Raw genomic sequence first — 16,503 nt, forward strand, 5'->3', positions numbered from 1 at the left:
TCCTGTCATCACCCAGACGCAGCAGGAGTACGAGAACCATGGCGAATGCACCGGTCCAGCGCATGTCCCAGTTGATGGCGAAGACGCTGCGCGACGACCCGGCGGACGCCGAGGTCCTCAGCCACAAGCTGCTCGTCCGGGCCGGCTACGTACGCCGGACCGCCGCCGGCATCTGGAGCTGGCTGCCCCTGGGCAGGAAGGTCCTCGCCAACGTCGAACGCGTCGTCCGCGAGGAGATGGACGCCATCGGCGCCCAGGAAGTGCTGCTCCCCGCCATCCTGCCGCGTGAGCCCTACGAGGCGACCGGCCGCTGGGAGGAGTACGGCCCCGAGCTCTTCCGCCTCCAGGACCGCAAGGGCGGCGACTACCTCCTCGGCCCCACCCACGAGGAGATCTTCACCCTCCTGGTGAAGGACCAGGCGTCCTCCTACAAGGACCTGCCGGTGACCCTCTACCAGATCCAGAGCAAGTACCGTGACGAGGCCCGCCCCCGCGCGGGCATCCTGCGCGGCCGCGAGTTCCTGATGAAGGACTCCTACTCCTTCGACCTCGACGACGAGGGCCTGGGACAGTCCTACGGTCTGCACCGCCAGGCGTATCAGCGGATCTTCGAGCGCCTCGGTCTCGACTACCGCATCTGCGCCGCCACCGCCGGCGCCATGGGCGGCTCCAAGTCCGAGGAGTTCCTCGCCCCCGCCGAGGCCGGCGAGGACACCTTCGCGGACTGCCCCCACTGCGACTTCGCCGCGAACACCGAGGCGATCTCCTACGAGCTGAAGCCCGTCGACGGTTCCGCCGTGCCGGCCGCCGAGGACATCCCGACGCCCGACACCCCCACCATCGAGACCCTCGCCGCCTCGCTCGGCGTCCCCGCCTCGGCCACGCTGAAGAACCTGCTGGTCAAGGTCGACGGCGAGATCGTCGCCGTGGGCGTCCCCGGCGACCGGGAGGTCGACCTGGGCAAGGTCGAGGCGCACTTCGCCCCGGCCGCCGTCGAACTGGTCACCGCCGAGGACTTCGTCGGCCGCCCGGACCTGGTGCGCGGCTACGTCGGCCCGCAGGGCCTGGAGAAGGTCCGCTGCATCGCCGACCCGCGCGTGGCACCCGGCACCGCCTGGATCACCGGGGCCAACAAGGCCGACACCCACGCCAGGAACGTGGTCGCCGGCCGTGACTTCGAGGTCGACGCCTACGTGGACGTCGTGGTGGTCGACGAGGGCGACCCCTGCCCCCGGTGCGGCACCGGGCTCCGGCTCGACCGCGCCATCGAGATCGGCCACATCTTCCAGCTGGGCCGCAAGTACGCCGACGCCCTCAAGCTCGACGTCCTCGGCCCGCAGGGCAAGCCCGTCCGCGTCACCATGGGCTCCTACGGCATCGGCGTCTCCCGCGCGGTGGCGGCCCTGGCCGAGCAGAGCGCCGACGAAAAGGGCCTGTGCTGGTCCAAGGAGGTCGCCCCGGCCGACGTCCACGTGGTCGCCGCCGGCAAGGCCCTGCAGACCGAGCTCGCCCTCGACGTCTCCGACCGGCTCGCCGCCGCCGGCGTCCGCGTCCTGGTCGACGACCGCGCGGGTGTCTCGCCGGGCGTGAAGTTCACCGACTCCGAGCTGATCGGCGTCCCGCAGATCCTGGTGGCCGGCCGCCGCTCCGCCGAGGGCATCGTCGAGCTGAAGGACCGCCGCACCGGCGAACGCGAGGAACTCACCGTGGCCGAGGCGATCACCCGTCTCACGGCCTGACCACCCCACCACCGGAGCCCGTGCGGAAGCGTCCTTCGCGCGGGCTCCTGGTGGTCCCGCACGGCGTCAGAGCCAGCTCGCGAACTCCAGGAGCAGCTCCGCGTCCCGGCCGCGGCCGACGCGGCGGGCGCGTACGCCGGACTCCACCGCGCGGAACAGGGTCCAGCCGCGCAGCCGCTCCTGGTCGATCTCCAGGGACTCCGCCAGGCGCTTCACCCGCCGACGGGTCGTCGCCGCGCCGGACGGCTGGGCGACCAGGTCCTCCACCCGGTCGCGAACCAGCCGGGCCAGATCGAAGGCGCGCTCCCCGACCACCGGGTCCGGGCCCACCGCCAGCCACGGCATCCGCTCGGCGGAGAGCACCTTGCTCTGGCGGAAGGTGCCGTGCAGCAGCCGGTGCTCGGGCGGTCCGGCCAGCAGTTCCTCGCGGGCCGCCAGCGCCGCCGAGACCAGCGGCTCCACCTCCGGGTCGCCGGCGGCACCCGTCCGCATCGCCTCGGCCTGCCTTCCGGTCCGCTCGGCCACCGTCTCGAAGACGTGAGCGGTGTCCCCGGCGGGCGGCTCCACCCACAGCCGCCGCAGCGTCCCGGAAGCCTCGAGCAGTGCCTTCGCCTCCGGCAGGGACCGCACCGAGACATCCGGGTGCAGCCGCTCCAGCAGCAGCGCCCCGTCCGAGGCGAAGGGTTCCAGCAACCGGACCGCGCCCAGCCCGTTCCAGTGGGCCAGCGCGGCCCGCTCGCTCTCCGGCCGGGCCCGCGCCGGGGCCAGCTTCAGCACGGCGGGCAGGCCGTCGGCGGTCCGCACCAGCACCACCAGGCTGCTGCGTCCCCCCGGCACCTGCACCCGTTCCACGGTCAGCCCGCGCACTGCGACGGCCTCGCGCGCCGCCCCGGGCAGCCTCTCCAGCCAGTGCGCACCGCCGTCGGGAGCCGTCTCACCCAGCGCCCTCACCAGACGCTGCGGCGGTTCGAAGACCATGCGCGAGTCGTTCCCTTCGTTCCCTTCGTGCCGTGCGCGGCACCTGCCGCCGTCCGCTCCCGCCGCCCCGGCGCGCCCTCGCGTGCGGTCCTGTCACACCGCCGGCGTCGACGGAGCCCCCGAGGACGGTTCGGCCCGCTCGGCGAGCCCAGGGAAGGCTACGCTCTCCCCGCCCCAGCGCACCGCCCGCACCGCCGCCTCCCGCAGCGCCTCGGCCGCCGCACGGCGGCGCTCGCCCCCGCTCGCCCGCACCAGGTCCGCGTACACCCCGGCCACCCGGCTCTCCAGCTCCTTCGCGAGCCGTACGGCCGCGGGCGAGTCCGGCACCTGGAACGGCAGCGCGTACCCCGCGGCCGCCGCCACGGGGTCGGCGCCGGTGTCCTTCACCTCACGCACCAGCGCGTCCCGGCGCGCGCGGTGCGCGTCGTACGCCGCGCGCGCGTCCGCACGCCGGTCGTCGGCGATCAGCCCGCCGACGACCCCGTAGCCGTACACCGCCGCGTGCTCCGCCGCCAGGGCGCCCTGCAGCGCCCGCAGCTCCCGGTCCTTCGCCTCGCTCACCCGTCAGCCCTCCGTCAGCAGAAACACGTGCGCGGCCCCGGCCGCCGCCACCGACGCCAGCAGCCTGGCCAGCTCGGCCGGCGCGTCGAGCAGCGCCTCCAGACGACGGTCGGCGATCTCCCGCTCGGTGGCGGCGAGCCCGGCGAGGGCGTCCTTCTCCTTCGCGGGCACCGGCACCGGCACCGGCGGCGAGGCGGACGGCCCCGCCCCGGTGGGCACCGGCGACTCGGGCGAGGCCGACGCCGTGCCCGCCGCGGTCCCGGGACTCTCGAAGGCCTTCGCATGCCGCACGACGTCCTCGCGCAGCGGAGCCAGCCGCTGCGCGAGCCCGGTGTGCGCCGCGATCACGGCGTCGTACCGCTCGGCCAGCTCCCTGCTGTCGCGCGCCGCACGCGCGCGTGCCCGCTCGCCGGCCGGGGGACGGCTGCCGGCGGTGGGGCCGGGATCCTCGGCCGCGGCGGAACAGCCCGCCGCGAACAGCGCCGCCGGGGCGACGGCGAGCAAACTCCTTCTGCGCGGTCCCGTACGGGCGCGCGGAGCGTGGGGGAACGGCACGGCAGACGTCCTCGGGGGCTCGTACGGAACGTGGCGACGGAAGAGGGACCCACAGGCGCTGTCGCCGTACTCCCGTCCACCGGGCGACGGCAGGGCCCGGTCCCGTGATCACGGTACCCGTGCATCTCCCCGACGGCGCTCAGCGGCACCCTCCGTCACCGGGTGGACGGCATCACCCCCCGCGACCGGATACCCTTTGAACCAGACACGCGCCCCACACCACAACAGCACACGCGGCCGAGGAGTCACCCGGATGAGCAGCACCCAGAGCGAGAGGCTCCGAGAACTTCTGGAACCGCTCGTCAGCTCGCAGGGCCTCGATCTCGAGGAGATCGCCGTCGACGCGGTCGGCCGCAAGCGGGTGCTGCGTGTGGTCGTGGACTCGGACAGCGGCGCGGATCTGGACCGGATCGCCGATGTGAGCCGCGCGCTCTCGGCGAAGCTCGACGAGACCGACGCGATGGGCAGCGGCGAGTACACCCTCGAGGTCGGCACCCCGGGCGCCGAGCGCCCCCTCACCGAGCACCGGCACTACGTGCGCGCCACGGGCCGCCTGGTGAGCTTCCGGCTGACGACGGGCGACGAACTGACCGCCCGGATCCTGCGGACCGACGACGAAGGTCTCGACCTCGAAGTGCCCGGCGTCAAGGGCCGCAGGCCCACCGCGCGCCGGCTCGCCTTCGGGGAGATCGGCAGGGCGCGCGTCCAGGTCGAGTTCAACCGCAAGGACGACAGGCCCGCCGCGCAGGGCGCGAACGACGTGCACGACACCAACGACGAGACGGAAGAGGAGGCGTAACCGTGGACATCGACATGAGTGCCCTTCGGCTCTTGGTACGGGAGAAGGAGATCTCCCTCGACCTGCTGGTCGAGGCAATCGAATCGGCCCTCCTCATCGCCTACCACCGCACCGAGGGAAGCCGCCGCCACGCGCGCGTGAAACTCGACCGGGAGACCGGGCACGTGACGGTGTGGGCGAAGGAGGACCCCGAGGACCTCGACGAGGGCCAGGAGGCCCGAGAGTTCGACGACACCCCGTCCGACTTCGGCCGCATCGCCGCCACCACGGCCAAGCAGGTCATCCTGCAGCGCCTGCGGGACGCCGAGGACGACGCGACGCTGGGCGAGTACGCCGGCCGTGAGGGCGACATCGTGACCGGTGTGGTCCAGCAGGGCCGCGACCCGAAGAACGTCCTGGTCGACATCGGCAAGCTGGAGGCCATCCTGCCGGTGCAGGAGCAGGTGCCCGGCGAGACCTACGCGCACGGGCTGCGGCTGCGCAGCTACGTCGTCCGGGTGGCGAAGGGGGTGCGCGGCCCGTCCGTCACCCTGTCGCGCACACATCCCCATCTGGTGAAGAAGCTCTTCGCCCTGGAGGTGCCGGAGATCGCCGACGGCTCGGTGGAGATCTCCGCCATCGCCCGCGAGGCCGGCCACCGTACGAAGATCGCCGTCCGCGCCGCCCGGTCCGGGCTGAACGCCAAGGGCGCCTGCATCGGCCCCATGGGCGGCCGCGTACGCAACGTGATGGGCGAGCTGAACGGCGAGAAGATCGACATCGTCGACTGGTCGGACGACCCGGCCGAGATGGTGGCCAACGCGCTCTCCCCGGCCCGCGTCACCAAGGTGGAGGTCGTGGACCTGGCGGCCCGGTCCGCCCGGGTGACCGTGCCGGACTACCAGCTGTCCCTGGCGATCGGCAAGGAGGGGCAGAACGCCCGCCTGGCCGCCCGCCTGACCGGCTGGCGGATCGACATCCGGCCGGACACGGAACAGCCCGGGGAATAGATCCAAGCCGCCGCACGCCGAGATCACGACAGTCTTGCGCGCGGCGCATGTTCGATGCTTGCCCCATAGGGGTGAGGTCGGTCCGGGGAGGTAGACTTAGGAGTGTCTGGCCGGACACCTACCCGCGCGCGCCCAGAGCGCACCTGCGTGGGCTGCCGGGAGCGAGCGGTCAAGAGTGAGCTGCTGCGGATCGTGGCGGTCGAGGACGTGTGCGTCCCCGATCCACGCGGTACGCTGTCCGGTCGGGGTGCGTATGTGCACCCCGCCCCGGTCTGTCTTGACCAGGCGGTGCGCCGAAAGGCGCTTCCGCGGGCGCTCCGCGTCCCGGGACCGCTCGACGTAAAGGCGTTGCGCCACTACGTGGAGCAGGCACAGGGTTGCGACAGCAACCCGTAAGAAGACATGCCGTGCGGAACCCCCCGTGCGGTCTGGTACCTCGCGAGTCGAAAGCAGGTCGAGATTGCGATGAGCACTCGATGAGTACGCGATGAGTACGCCCATGAACTAGCGACGGTCCGGACGCAACCCGGACCTCAAAGGAGCGAAGTGGCTAAGGTCCGGGTCTACGAACTCGCCAAGGAGTTCGGTGTCGAGAGCAAGGTCGTCATGGCCAAGCTCCAGGAGCTCGGTGAATTCGTCCGTTCGGCGTCTTCGACCATCGAAGCGCCCGTAGTACGCAAGCTGACCGACGCGTTCCAGCAGGGCGGGGGCAACGGCAGGTCCGGTGCCAAGCCCGGCGCGCCCAGGAAGGCCGCGCCCAGGCCCGCGCCGTCCCCGGCGCAGGCACGTCCGGCAGCACCGCGGCCGCCGGCCGCACCCAAGCCCGCCGCGGCCCAGCAGTCCGAGGCCCCGTCGGCGCCCGCTCCGGTGACCCCCGCCGGTCCGCGTCCGACGCCGGGCCCGCGCCCCGCGCCGCGTCCGGCCCCGGCGGCCCCGGAGTTCCAGGCCCCGCCGGCCGCCGCTCAGGCTCCGTCCCCGGCTCCGGCCGGACCGAAGCCCGGCGCGCGTCCCGGTGCCCCCAAGCCCGGCGGTCGTCCCGCCGGTCAGGGCGGCCAGGGTGGTCAGGGCGGCCGTCCGGCCGGTCAGGGCCAGCGTCCCGGTGGCGGCGGTCAGCGTCCGGGTGGACGCCCGGCCGGTCCGCGTCCGGGTAACAACCCCTTCACCTCCGGTGGTTCCACCGGTATGGCCCGCCCGCAGTCGCCCCGCCCGCAGGGCGCGCGTCCCGGCGGTCCCGGTGCCCCCGGCGGCGGTCCCCGTCCCCAGGCCCCCGGTGGCCAGGGCGGTGGCGGTCCGCGTCCGCAGGCCCCGGGCGGGCAGCGTCCCTCCCCGGGCTCGATGCCGCGTCCGCAGGGCGGTCCCCGTCCCGGTGGCGGCGGCCCCGGCGGCCCGCGTCCCAACCCCGGCATGATGCCGCAGCGTCCGGCTGCCGGTCCCCGCCCCGGTGGCGGTCCCGGCGGTGGCCGTGGTCCGGCCGGTGCCGGTCGTCCCGGCGGCGGTCGTCCCGGTGGCGGCGGCTTCGCCGGTCGCCCGGCCGGCCCGGGTGGCGGTGGCGGCGGTCGTCCCGGTGGCGGCGGCGGCTTCGCCGGTCGTCCCGGTGGCGGCGGCTTCGGCGGCGGCGGTGGCCGTCCCGGCTTCGGCGGCCGTCCCGGCGGTCCCGGTGGCCGTGGTGGCACGCAGGGCGCCTTCGGCCGTCCCGGCGGTCCGGCCCGTCGTGGCCGCAAGTCGAAGCGGCAGAGGCGCCAGGAGTACGAGGCCATGCAGGCCCCGTCGGTCGGCGGCGTGATGCTGCCCCGCGGCAACGGCGAGAGCATTCGCCTGTCGCGCGGTGCCTCGCTCACCGACTTCGCGGAGAAGATCAACGCCAACCCGGCGTCGCTCGTCGCGGTCATGATGAACCTCGGCGAGATGGTCACCGCGACCCAGTCCGTCTCCGACGAGACGCTCCACCTCCTCGCCGGCGAGATGAACTACACGGTTCAGATCGTCAGCCCGGAGGAGGAGGACCGCGAGCTGCTCGAGTCCTTCGACCTGGAGTTCGGCGAGGACGAGGGCGGCGAGGAGGACCTGGTGGTCCGTCCGCCGGTCGTCACCGTCATGGGTCACGTCGACCACGGCAAGACCCGCCTCCTCGACGCCATCCGCAAGACGAACGTCATCGCGGGCGAGGCAGGCGGCATCACCCAGCACATCGGTGCCTACCAGGTCGCGACCGAGGTCAACGAGGAAGAGCGCAGGATCACCTTCATCGACACCCCGGGTCACGAGGCGTTCACCGCCATGCGTGCCCGTGGTGCGCGGTCGACCGACATCGCGATCCTGGTCGTCGCGGCCAACGACGGCGTCATGCCGCAGACGGTCGAGGCGCTCAACCACGCCAAGGCGGCCGAGGTCCCGATCGTCGTCGCGGTCAACAAGATCGACGTCGAGGGCGCCGACCCGACCAAGGTGCGCGGTCAGCTGACCGAGTACGGCCTGGTGGCCGAGGAGTACGGCGGCGACACCATGTTCGTCGACATCTCCGCCAAGCAGGGTCTGCACATCGACAGCCTCCTGGAGGCCGTCGTCCTCACCGCCGACGCCTCGCTCGACCTGCGGGCCAACCCGACGCAGGACGCGCAGGGCATCTCGATCGAGTCCCGGCTCGACCGCGGCCGCGGTGCCGTGGCGACCGTCCTCGTGCAGCGAGGCACCCTGCGGGTCGGCGACACGATGGTGGTGGGCGACGCCTACGGCCGTGTGCGCGCCATGCTCGACGACAACGGCAACAACGTCGCCGAGGCCGGCCCGTCGACGCCGGTCCAGGTCCTGGGCCTGACCAACGTCCCGGGTGCGGGCGACAACTTCATCGTCGTCGACGAGGACCGCACGGCCCGTCAGATCGCCGAGAAGCGTGCCGCCCGTGAGCGCAACGCCGCGTTCGCCAAGCGCACGCGCCGCGTGTCGCTGGAGGACCTGGACAAGGTGCTCAAGGCCGGCGAGATCCAGCAGCTGAACCTGATCATCAAGGGTGACGCGTCCGGATCGGTCGAGGCCCTCGAGTCCTCGCTGCTCCAGCTGGACGTCGGCGAAGAGGTCGACATCCGCGTCCTGCACCGCGGCGTCGGTGCGGTCACGGAGTCCGACATCGACCTGGCGATGGGCTCGGACGCCATCGTGATCGGCTTCAACGTGCGCGCCGCCGGGCGGGCACAGCAGATGGCCGAGCGCGAAGGTGTGGATGTCCGGTACTACTCGGTCATCTACCAGGCGATCGAGGAGATCGAGGCGGCCCTCAAGGGCATGCTCAAGCCGGAGTACGAAGAGGTCGAGCTCGGCACGGCGGAGATCCGCGAGGTCTTCCGCTCGTCCAAGCTGGGCAACATCGCGGGTGTTCTCATCCGCTCCGGCGAGGTCAGGCGCAACACCAAGGCGCGCCTCCTCCGCGACGGCAAGGTCATCGCGGAGAGCCTCAACATCGTCGGTCTGCGCCGCTTCAAGGACGACGTCACCGAGATCCGGGAAGGCTTCGAGGGCGGTATCAACCTCGGAAACTTCAACGACATCAAGGTCGACGACGTCATCGCGACCTACGAGATGCGCGAGAAGCCGCGGGCGTAACACCCCACGGTGTGGGCCGGCCGGCGGGACCCCTGTCCCGCCGGCCGGCTCGTGCGTCCGGGGCCGGCGGGCCGGTCGGCGGAGCGTAATACCCGTCGATCGGCAGGCCCCTTCGATGTACGGTTCTGATGTCCCCGCCCACCACGGACGGCGGGGTCACCGATCCCGTACCGGCGGGTGAACCGGCTGTGCATGTATGTGGGGACGCTGTCCTTCGACCTCCTCCTCGGCGACGTCAGGTCGCTGAAGGAGAAGCGCTCCGTCGTCCGCCCGATCGTCGCCGAGCTCCAGCGGAAGTACGCGGTGAGCGCGGCCGAGGTGGATCACATGGATCTTCACCGCAGGGCCGTCGTCGGCCTGGCGGTGGTGTCCGGCGACGCGGCGCACCTGACCGACGTACTGGACCGGTGCGAGCGGCTGGTCGCCGGGCGCCCCGAGGTGGAGCTGCTGTCCGTCAGGCGGCGCTTCCACGGCGAGGACGACTGACGAATCCAGCCCCGGGAACGCGGGGCTTTGACAACGCGGACAGGAAAGAACGGGAGACGGACCAGTGGCCGACAACGCGCGGGCGAAAAGGCTGGCGGACCTCATCCGAGAGGTGGTGGCCCAGAAGCTGCAGCGCGGGATCAAGGACCCGCGGCTCGGCACGCACGTCACCATCACGGACACCCGGGTCACGGGTGACCTGCGGGAGGCGACCGTCTTCTACACGGTGTACGGGGACGACGAGGAGCGCAAGGCCGCCGCGGCGGGCCTGGAGAGCGCCAAGGGCGTCCTGCGCTCCGAGGTGGGCCGGGCGGCGGGTGTGAAGTTCACGCCGACCCTGGAGTTCGTCATGGACGCGCTCCCGGACACCGCGCGCAACATCGAGGACCTCCTCGACAGGGCGCGTCAGTCCGATGCCAAGGTGCGCGAGGCGTCCGCGGGAGCCACGTACGCGGGCGGGGCCGACCCGTACCGCAAGCCCGAGGACCCCGAGGACCCCGGGGACCCTGCGGACACCGGGACGGACGACACCGCCGAATGACCCAGAAGCACACCACGCCCGACGGCCTTGTCATCGTCGACAAGCCGTCGGGCTTCACTTCGCACGACGTGGTCGCCAAGATGCGCGGCATCGCCCGGACCCGCCGCGTCGGCCACGCCGGCACCCTCGACCCGATGGCGACGGGCGTCCTCGTCCTCGGCATCGAGCGGGCCACCAAGCTCCTCGGTCACCTCGCGCTGACCGAGAAGGAGTACCTGGGCACCATCCGGCTCGGGCAGAACACCCTCACGGACGATGCCGAGGGCGAGATCACCTCGTCCACGGACGCCTCCGAGGTCACCCGCGAGGCCGTCGACGCCGGGGTGGCCGAGCTGACCGGCGCCATCATGCAGGTGCCGTCCAAGGTCAGCGCCATCAAGATCGACGGCGTGCGCTCCTACAAGCGGGCCCGTGAGGGCGAGGAGTTCGACATCCCGGCCCGGCCGGTCACCGTCTCCTCGTTCACCGTTTACGACGTCCGCCCGGCCGTCGCCGAGGACGGCACGCCGGTGCTCGACCTGGTCGTCTCCGTCGTCTGCTCCTCCGGTACGTACATCCGCGCCCTCGCCCGCGACCTGGGCGCAGGCCTGGGCGTCGGCGGTCACCTCACGGTGCTGCGCAGGACCCGCGTAGGCCCGTACAAGCTGGACACGGCCCGCACGCTCGACCAGCTCCAGCAGGAACTGACCGTGATGCCGATCGCCGAGGCCGCCGCGGCGGCCTTCCCCCGCTGGGACGTCGACGCCCGGCGCGCCCGGCTGCTCACCAACGGCGTGCGCCTGGAGATGCCCGAGGAGTACGCGGTCGCCGGCCCGGTCGCCGTCTTCGACCCCGAGGGCACCTTCCTCGCCCTCGTCGAGGAACACCGGGGCAAGGCCAAGAGCCTGGCGGTCTTCGGCTGACGGGCGGGGCCGACGGGTGCCGGACGGCCCGGCCGTCCGGCACTGCCGGACCCGCCCGTGGAGCGGCGTCACGGGGATCGCATGCCGCCGCTCCACGGTCCCCCCGGTTCCCCCACCTCCAGCGTGTCCATCCGGGGCCGCCCGTTCACCCGTAAGTGCAGGCGCTCGGAGTGAACGGGGGAGTGGAAGGGGGCGCGTTTGCCGAGGGTGCTGTTTCGCTGATCATCCGGCCCTACCGTCGAGGCCGAGGCAGTCGACAGCACGGCACGACAGCACGGCACGAAGGTTCGGCATGAAGGTTCGACGATGACGTCGCGCGATCCGTCCCGTCATGAGCGGGGCCCACTCCACGACCCGGCCGGCCGGGGCCCGGACCAGGCCTCTCCGGCGCGGCGGGGACCGTCACCCGCCAATGTCCTCGTCCGCGTGCAGGACCTCGCCGGCCGCCCGCGCGGTCTCGCCTTCCCTGCCGACCACCGCGGCACGCTGATCACCAGCCACGAGGCCGTCGACGGCCTCCCCGGCCTCGTCCTGCACGCCCCCGGCGACCGCCGCCGCGTCGTGGGCGCCGACGCCGTCACGCCGCTGCCCGGGCTCGGCCTCGCGCTCCTGCGTGCCGAGGGGCTCGGCGTCGACCCGCTGCCCGTCACCGTGCGGGACCGCGTCGACAGCGGCGCCTACGTGCGGATCGCCGCCGGATGCTGGCGCGAGGCGCGCGTACTCGGCGCGACCACCGTGACGTACACCGCCACCGGGCGCTGCCACACCCTCGACGACGCGCTGGAGCTGGCCATCGGCACCACCGGCCGCGACGCGCTGCGCACCGGCGGCGGAGCGGCCGGCGGGCCGGTGCTCGACGCCGCCACCGGCGCCGTCCTCGGCGTGCTCGGCACCGCGCTCCACGCGGGCGGCCGCGACGGCGGCTTCGCCGTGCCGCTTTGCCCCGCACCGGGCCCTCTCGCCGCACTGCTCGCCGAGAACGCGGCGACGGTCCCGGCCTACGGCACCGACCTCAACCTCGCCGGCGTGCTGGAACTCACCGCCACCTCGGTCGGGCAGGACGGCCCGCCGGGCGCCCTCGGCCCCGGAGACGTCGTTCCGGTGGAACGAGCGGCCACCACCGCCGAGTTCACCGCGTTCGAGCACGGTCCGGCCGCGGTCCTCGGCCTTGTCGGACCGCCCGGCAGCGGCCGTACGACGGAGCTCGCGGCGCTCGCCGCCCGCCGCCACCGCGCCGGCGGTCCCACGCTGTGGCTGCGCGGCGCCGATCTGCGGGAGGAGGACCTCTCCGTCGCCGACGCGGCCCGGCGGGCGCTCGACCGGGCCGCCCGCATCGTCGTCGCGTCCCGCACCCCGTTCCCGGCCGGCCCCGAAGGTCCCGGCGACTTCGGCCCGGCGCGCCTCGCCGACCTGGCCCGCGGCGCCGGCCGCCCTCTGCTGCTCCTGCTCGACGGCCCCGAGGAGATGCCGCCCGTCCTGGCCGGCCGCCTCGCCGAGTGGACCGACGGAACGGCACGGTGGCTGCGGCGGACCGGGGCGCGTCTGGTGGTGGGGTGCCGCGCGGAGTACTGGGAGAACGCGGGCGCGCTCCTCCCGGCGGAGCTGCTGCACCGGCACCGGGGCGAGTCCCCGGGCGGGCCCGCCGCCGAGGGCCTTCCCGCGTGCGTGCGGCTCGGCGACCTGACCGCCGACGAGGCCGTCGAGGCACGGGCCCGCTACGGCATCCCGGAGGGCTCCCCGGCCGACACCCGGCACCCGCTGACGCTCCGGCTGCTCGCGGAGGTCCGGGCCGCCCTCGCCGACGCCCCGGACGCGCCGGACGCCCGCGCGGACCGCCACGACGTCCTCTCCGCCCACCTGGACCTGACGTGCCTGCGCGTGGCCGTACGCCTCGCCGCCGGGAGCGGGCTGCGCGGCACCGCCGTACGCCGGCTGGCCGCCAGGGTCTCCGGGCAGGTGCACGAGGCCGCCCGCCGCAGCCTCGGCCCCGGTCAGGGCGAGCTGGACCGGGCGGCGTTCGAAGCGGTGTTCCCCTGGGGGCCCGCCCCGGCCGCTCTGGGCGGCGGCACCGGCTGGGCCTCCGCCGTACTCGCCGAGGGCCTCCTCGTCCCCGCCGGGACCGGCTACCGCTTCGCCCATGAGGAACTCGCCGACTGGCTCCAGGGCACCCACCTGGACCTGGACGGCGCCCTGCGCGCCCTGGTCCACGAGAACCTCGGCGCCTCTCGTGGCCCCGGCCTCGCCCCCGGCCCCGACAACGTGCCCGTTCCGCACCACCGCGTCGGCCCCGTCGTGCAGGCCATGCTGCTGCTCGCCCGCCAGCGGGGCACCGGCCCCCTCGCCTCCCGACTCACCGACCTGGTGTACGCCCTCGACACCGACACCGGCTCCTGGTGGGCCGCCCGGCTGCTCACCGAAACCCTCGCACGCGTGCCCGACGCCACGCCCTGCACCGGGGTGCTGCGGCTGCTGGCCGACCGGATCGTGGCCTGGCGGCAGCAGCGCCGGCCGGTGCCCGGCGAGCTGGGCCCGGCCTTCTGGACCGCTCTCCCCCTGCCCCTGGAGACCGGCTTCGAGCTGCTGCGCGGGCTCGTCCACGCCGACGGGCCCCCGTACGAGACCGGCCCCCGCTTCCTGGACGCTGCCTCCCGTCTGTTCGGCGCCGACCCCGTCGCCGTACTCCCGCACCTCGTCCGGTGGTTCGAGGACGAACGGCCGCTGCCCGCCACCCCGCACGCGACGGTCGCGACAGCGGCACAAGCACTGCTGCACACCCACCGGCACCGTGCTCCGGACGCCCTGACCGAGGCGCTCGCCGACAGCCCGCACCGGCGGGCCGGACAACTGCTCCGTGTGCTCGCCGAGGAGAATCCCCCGGTGGTGTGCCGGGCCGTCGACCGCTGGGCCCGCGACGAGCGCCCCGACCGCCGCGAGGCGGCGGTGACGTACGGGCTGCTGGCCGCACCGCACGCCCGTGACGAGGCCGACCGCACCCTGCTGCGGTACGCGGCCCTCGCCCTGCTCGTACGCCCCGGCGACCGCACGCTCGACGGTGGCGCGCTCGCCCTGCTCGTCCAGGACCCGAGCACCAGGGACCGTCACCTCGCGCGGGCCCTGGAGCACTTCGCGGCCGGTGACCCGTACGTCCCGCCGGGCGCGCTGGCCGACGCCCTCGCCAGCCGCCCGGAGGCCGTCCTCGACGCCGTCCGCGCGGGGCCCGCCCGGACGGACGCGGGCCGAACACCGGACACCCCCGCCGATGAGCCCGTTTCCACTGCAGCGCATGCCCGTGCGGCCGCCCCCGCGGACGCCGGCGCCGACACGCCCGGCCCGGTTCTCCGCGTCGCCGCGCTGGTGAGTGCGGCGGTGGAGCGGCGCCCGGACCTCGCGGGACAGCTGGCCGCGTACGCGGACCGGCGCCTGGACCAGGAGCCGGCCGACCGCGACGTACTCCTGCCCCTGCTCGCCGGTCTGCTGGACACCGGTCCGCGGCGGCTGCGGGCCGCCCTCGCCGGTGCCCTCGCCGAGCCCGGCACCCCCGCCTCGCGCCCCCTGCGCCGCGCGCTGCTGGACCCGCTCCTCACCCGCGACGACGACCCCGACGTACTGGCGGCGGTGCTGGGCACCGCCGCCCGCCACACCGACGGCCCTTACCGCACCGGCGACCCCGCACGCGAGCTCGTCCACCACACCGGGCTGCTCCTCCTGCGCACCCCCGACGGCGCCGCCCGCTTCGACCACGTCCTGGCCGACCTGGGGCGGCACGTCCCGGGCTTCGCCGCCGCCCTGGCCCGCTGGCTGGCGGACGCGCCCCGGGAATGGGCGGACCTGGTCGGCCCCGACACCCGGCGGATGATCGGAACCCGGGCGGCAGTGGGCGTCCCCGCCTGAGCCGCGGTGGGCAGTGCACAGCGTCACAGCACCGGAGCGCCGATACCGATGCGAGCCGACCACGGTCGGCATGGCACCCTTAGACCTGCGCAGGAGAAGTCCACGGACTCGGCCCGACGAGGTTTCGACAAGGAGCAGGCAGTGCAGCGCTGGCGTGGCTTGGAGGACATCCCCCAGGACTGGGGGCGCAGCGTCGTCACCATCGGTTCCTACGACGGAGTCCACCGCGGGCACCAGCTGATCATCAGGCATGCCGTGGACCGCGCGCGGCAGCTGGGCGTCCCCGCGGTCGTCGTCACCTTCGACCCGCACCCCAGCGAGGTGGTCCGCCCCGGCAGCCACCCGCCGCTGATCGCCCCGCACCACCGCCGTGCCGAACTCATGGCCGAACTGGGAGTGGACGCGGTCCTGATCCTCCCCTTCACCACGGAGTTCTCGAAGCTGTCGCCGGCCGAGTTCGTCGTGAAGGTCCTGGTCGACAAGCTGCACGCCAGGGCGGTCGTCGAGGGCCCCAACTTCCGTTTCGGCCACCGGGCCGCGGGCACCGTGGACTTCCTCGCAGAACAGGGCAAGGTCTACGACTTCGAGGTCGAGGTCGTGGATCTGTACGTCAGCGGTGAGGCGGGCGGCGGCGAGCCCTTCTCCTCCACGCTCACCCGCCGCCTGATCATCGAGGGCGAGGTCGAGGGCGCCGCCGAGATCCTGGGCCGCCCGCACCGGGTGGAGGGCGTGGTCGTCAGCGGCGCCCGGCGCGGCCGTGAACTGGGTTTCCCCACGGCCAACGTCGAGACACTCCCGCACAGCGCGATCCCCGCCGACGGCGTCTACGCGGGCTGGCTGCACGCCCAGGGGGAGGCCATGCCTGCGGCGATCTCCGTCGGCACCAACCCCCAGTTCGACGGCACCGAGCGCACGGTCGAGGCGTACGCCATCGACCGCGTCGACCTGGACCTCTACGGCCTCCACGTCGCCGTCGACTTCCTCGCCTTCGTCCGCGGCCAGGCGAAGTTCGACTCACTCGAGGCACTGATGGAGCAGATGGCCGCGGACGTCAGGCGCTGCAAGGAACTGGTGGCAGCCGCCGAGAGGCCGTAGCCGGGCACGCGGGACCCGGGCGACCCGACCGGAGCGGGCCCCGCTTCGCGTGCGTGTGCCCAGTGGCAGGCCACTGGGCCGACCACGCCCCCGCCGTCACCCTCTCCGCCTCCGCCGTCGAGGCTCTCCGGGGCCCGGATCCCTGCCCCGGCACGCGTCCGCGACGCCCGCGCGGTCCGCCTGCCCGCCGAGCGGGAGCACCGAGGCCCGGCGGCGAGCAGCCCTCACGGGCAGCGACACCCGCGCGTCCCCGATCACCAGCACCGAGCAGATCGCGCCCGGACCCGTCGGTCCCGAGGCGAGAACCGGCGCTCGGCCGCTCCGGCGGACTGCCCTGAGCCTCCTCACGGTGTCCGCGCCGGGGCCGGCC

Annotated in this window: 13 protein-coding genes; 10 read left to right on the forward strand and 3 right to left on the reverse strand. The window is 74.1% G+C overall.

The genetic code is table 11. From position 1 onward, the window contains the following. Nucleotides 1–38 precede the first annotated feature (38 nt). Entirely contained in the window at nucleotides 39–1,739 is a 1,701-nt protein-coding gene (locus TU30_RS11755) for a proline--tRNA ligase (RefSeq protein WP_042168238.1), read from the forward strand. A gap of 66 nt (nucleotides 1,740–1,805) precedes the next feature. Here TU30_RS11755 and TU30_RS11760 read toward each other — a convergent pair whose 3' ends face one another. From TU30_RS11760 to TU30_RS11770, 3 genes are all read right to left on the reverse strand, one after another. Beyond that, on the reverse strand, nucleotides 1,806–2,717 hold the full coding sequence (locus TU30_RS11760) for an aminoglycoside phosphotransferase family protein (protein WP_042168241.1): 912 nt from the start codon (nucleotides 2,715–2,717) through the stop codon (nucleotides 1,806–1,808). A 93-nt stretch (nucleotides 2,718–2,810) separates the two neighbouring features. Next, nucleotides 2,811–3,278 (reverse strand): ferritin-like domain-containing protein, encoded by a 468-nt coding sequence (locus TU30_RS11765; protein WP_042168245.1) that lies wholly within the window; start codon nucleotides 3,276–3,278, stop codon nucleotides 2,811–2,813. Between the two features lie 3 nt (nucleotides 3,279–3,281). Next, nucleotides 3,282–3,833 (reverse strand): hypothetical protein, encoded by a 552-nt coding sequence (locus TU30_RS11770; protein ID WP_078878231.1) that lies wholly within the window; start codon nucleotides 3,831–3,833, stop codon nucleotides 3,282–3,284. Between the two features lie 253 nt (nucleotides 3,834–4,086). Here TU30_RS11770 and rimP point away from each other — a divergent pair, with 253 nt between their 5' ends. From rimP to TU30_RS11810, 9 genes are all read left to right on the forward strand, one after another. Continuing rightward, the gene (rimP, locus tag TU30_RS11775; protein ID WP_042168251.1) at nucleotides 4,087–4,632 is read left to right on the forward strand and encodes a ribosome maturation factor RimP; all 546 of its coding nucleotides are present in this window, start codon (nucleotides 4,087–4,089) and stop codon (nucleotides 4,630–4,632) included. Between the two features lie 2 nt (nucleotides 4,633–4,634). Beyond that, nucleotides 4,635–5,621: a transcription termination factor NusA gene (gene nusA / locus TU30_RS11780; RefSeq protein ID WP_042168254.1), complete on the forward strand. Its 987-nt coding sequence runs from the start codon at nucleotides 4,635–4,637 to the stop codon at nucleotides 5,619–5,621. A gap of 102 nt (nucleotides 5,622–5,723) precedes the next feature. Further along, nucleotides 5,724–6,017, forward strand: coding sequence for a YlxR family protein (locus tag TU30_RS33935; protein ID WP_078878232.1), 294 nt, complete (start codon nucleotides 5,724–5,726; stop codon nucleotides 6,015–6,017). 150 nt (nucleotides 6,018–6,167) lie between these two features. Continuing rightward, entirely contained in the window at nucleotides 6,168–9,218 is a 3,051-nt protein-coding gene (infB, locus tag TU30_RS11785) for a translation initiation factor IF-2 (protein ID WP_042168256.1), read from the forward strand. A gap of 192 nt (nucleotides 9,219–9,410) precedes the next feature. Further along, on the forward strand, nucleotides 9,411–9,704 hold the full coding sequence (locus TU30_RS11790) for a DUF503 domain-containing protein (RefSeq protein ID WP_042168337.1): 294 nt from the start codon (nucleotides 9,411–9,413) through the stop codon (nucleotides 9,702–9,704). A gap of 64 nt (nucleotides 9,705–9,768) precedes the next feature. Beyond that, entirely contained in the window at nucleotides 9,769–10,245 is a 477-nt protein-coding gene (gene rbfA / locus TU30_RS11795) for a 30S ribosome-binding factor RbfA (protein ID WP_042168258.1), read from the forward strand. Further along, nucleotides 10,242–11,147 carry a tRNA pseudouridine(55) synthase TruB gene (truB, locus tag TU30_RS11800; RefSeq protein WP_042168261.1) on the forward strand — a complete coding sequence of 302 codons (906 nt, stop codon included), beginning with the start codon at nucleotides 10,242–10,244 and terminating at the stop codon, nucleotides 11,145–11,147. Before rbfA ends, truB begins: the two co-directional genes overlap by 4 nt. Nucleotides 11,148–11,453: 306 nt before the next feature. Then, entirely contained in the window at nucleotides 11,454–15,038 is a 3,585-nt protein-coding gene (locus TU30_RS11805) for a hypothetical protein (protein ID WP_042168262.1), read from the forward strand. A gap of 141 nt (nucleotides 15,039–15,179) precedes the next feature. Beyond that, nucleotides 15,180–16,133 (forward strand): bifunctional riboflavin kinase/FAD synthetase, encoded by a 954-nt coding sequence (locus tag TU30_RS11810; protein WP_042168264.1) that lies wholly within the window; start codon nucleotides 15,180–15,182, stop codon nucleotides 16,131–16,133. The last annotated feature ends 370 nt before the right edge of the window (nucleotides 16,134–16,503 follow it).

The sequence above is a fragment of the Streptomyces sp. NBRC 110035 genome, from assembly GCF_000829695.1.
In the GTDB taxonomy this organism is placed as follows: Bacteria; Actinomycetota; Actinomycetes; order Streptomycetales; family Streptomycetaceae; genus Streptomyces.

Bases quoted from the DNA above. Each gene is read 5' to 3' on its own strand.
- TU30_RS11790 (WP_042168337.1), top strand. From the start codon at position 9,411: ATGTATGTGGGGACGCTGTCCTTCGACCTCCTCCTCGGCGACGTCAGG.
- TU30_RS11805 (WP_042168262.1), top strand. From the start codon at position 11,454: ATGACGTCGCGCGATCCGTCCCGTCATGAGCGGGGCCCACTCCACGAC.
- rimP (WP_042168251.1), top strand. From the start codon at position 4,087: ATGAGCAGCACCCAGAGCGAGAGGCTCCGAGAACTTCTGGAACCGCTC.
- TU30_RS11755 (WP_042168238.1), top strand. From the start codon at position 39: ATGGCGAATGCACCGGTCCAGCGCATGTCCCAGTTGATGGCGAAGACG.
- truB (WP_042168261.1), top strand. From the start codon at position 10,242: ATGACCCAGAAGCACACCACGCCCGACGGCCTTGTCATCGTCGACAAG.
- TU30_RS11760 (WP_042168241.1), bottom strand. From the start codon at position 2,717: ATGGTCTTCGAACCGCCGCAGCGTCTGGTGAGGGCGCTGGGTGAGACG.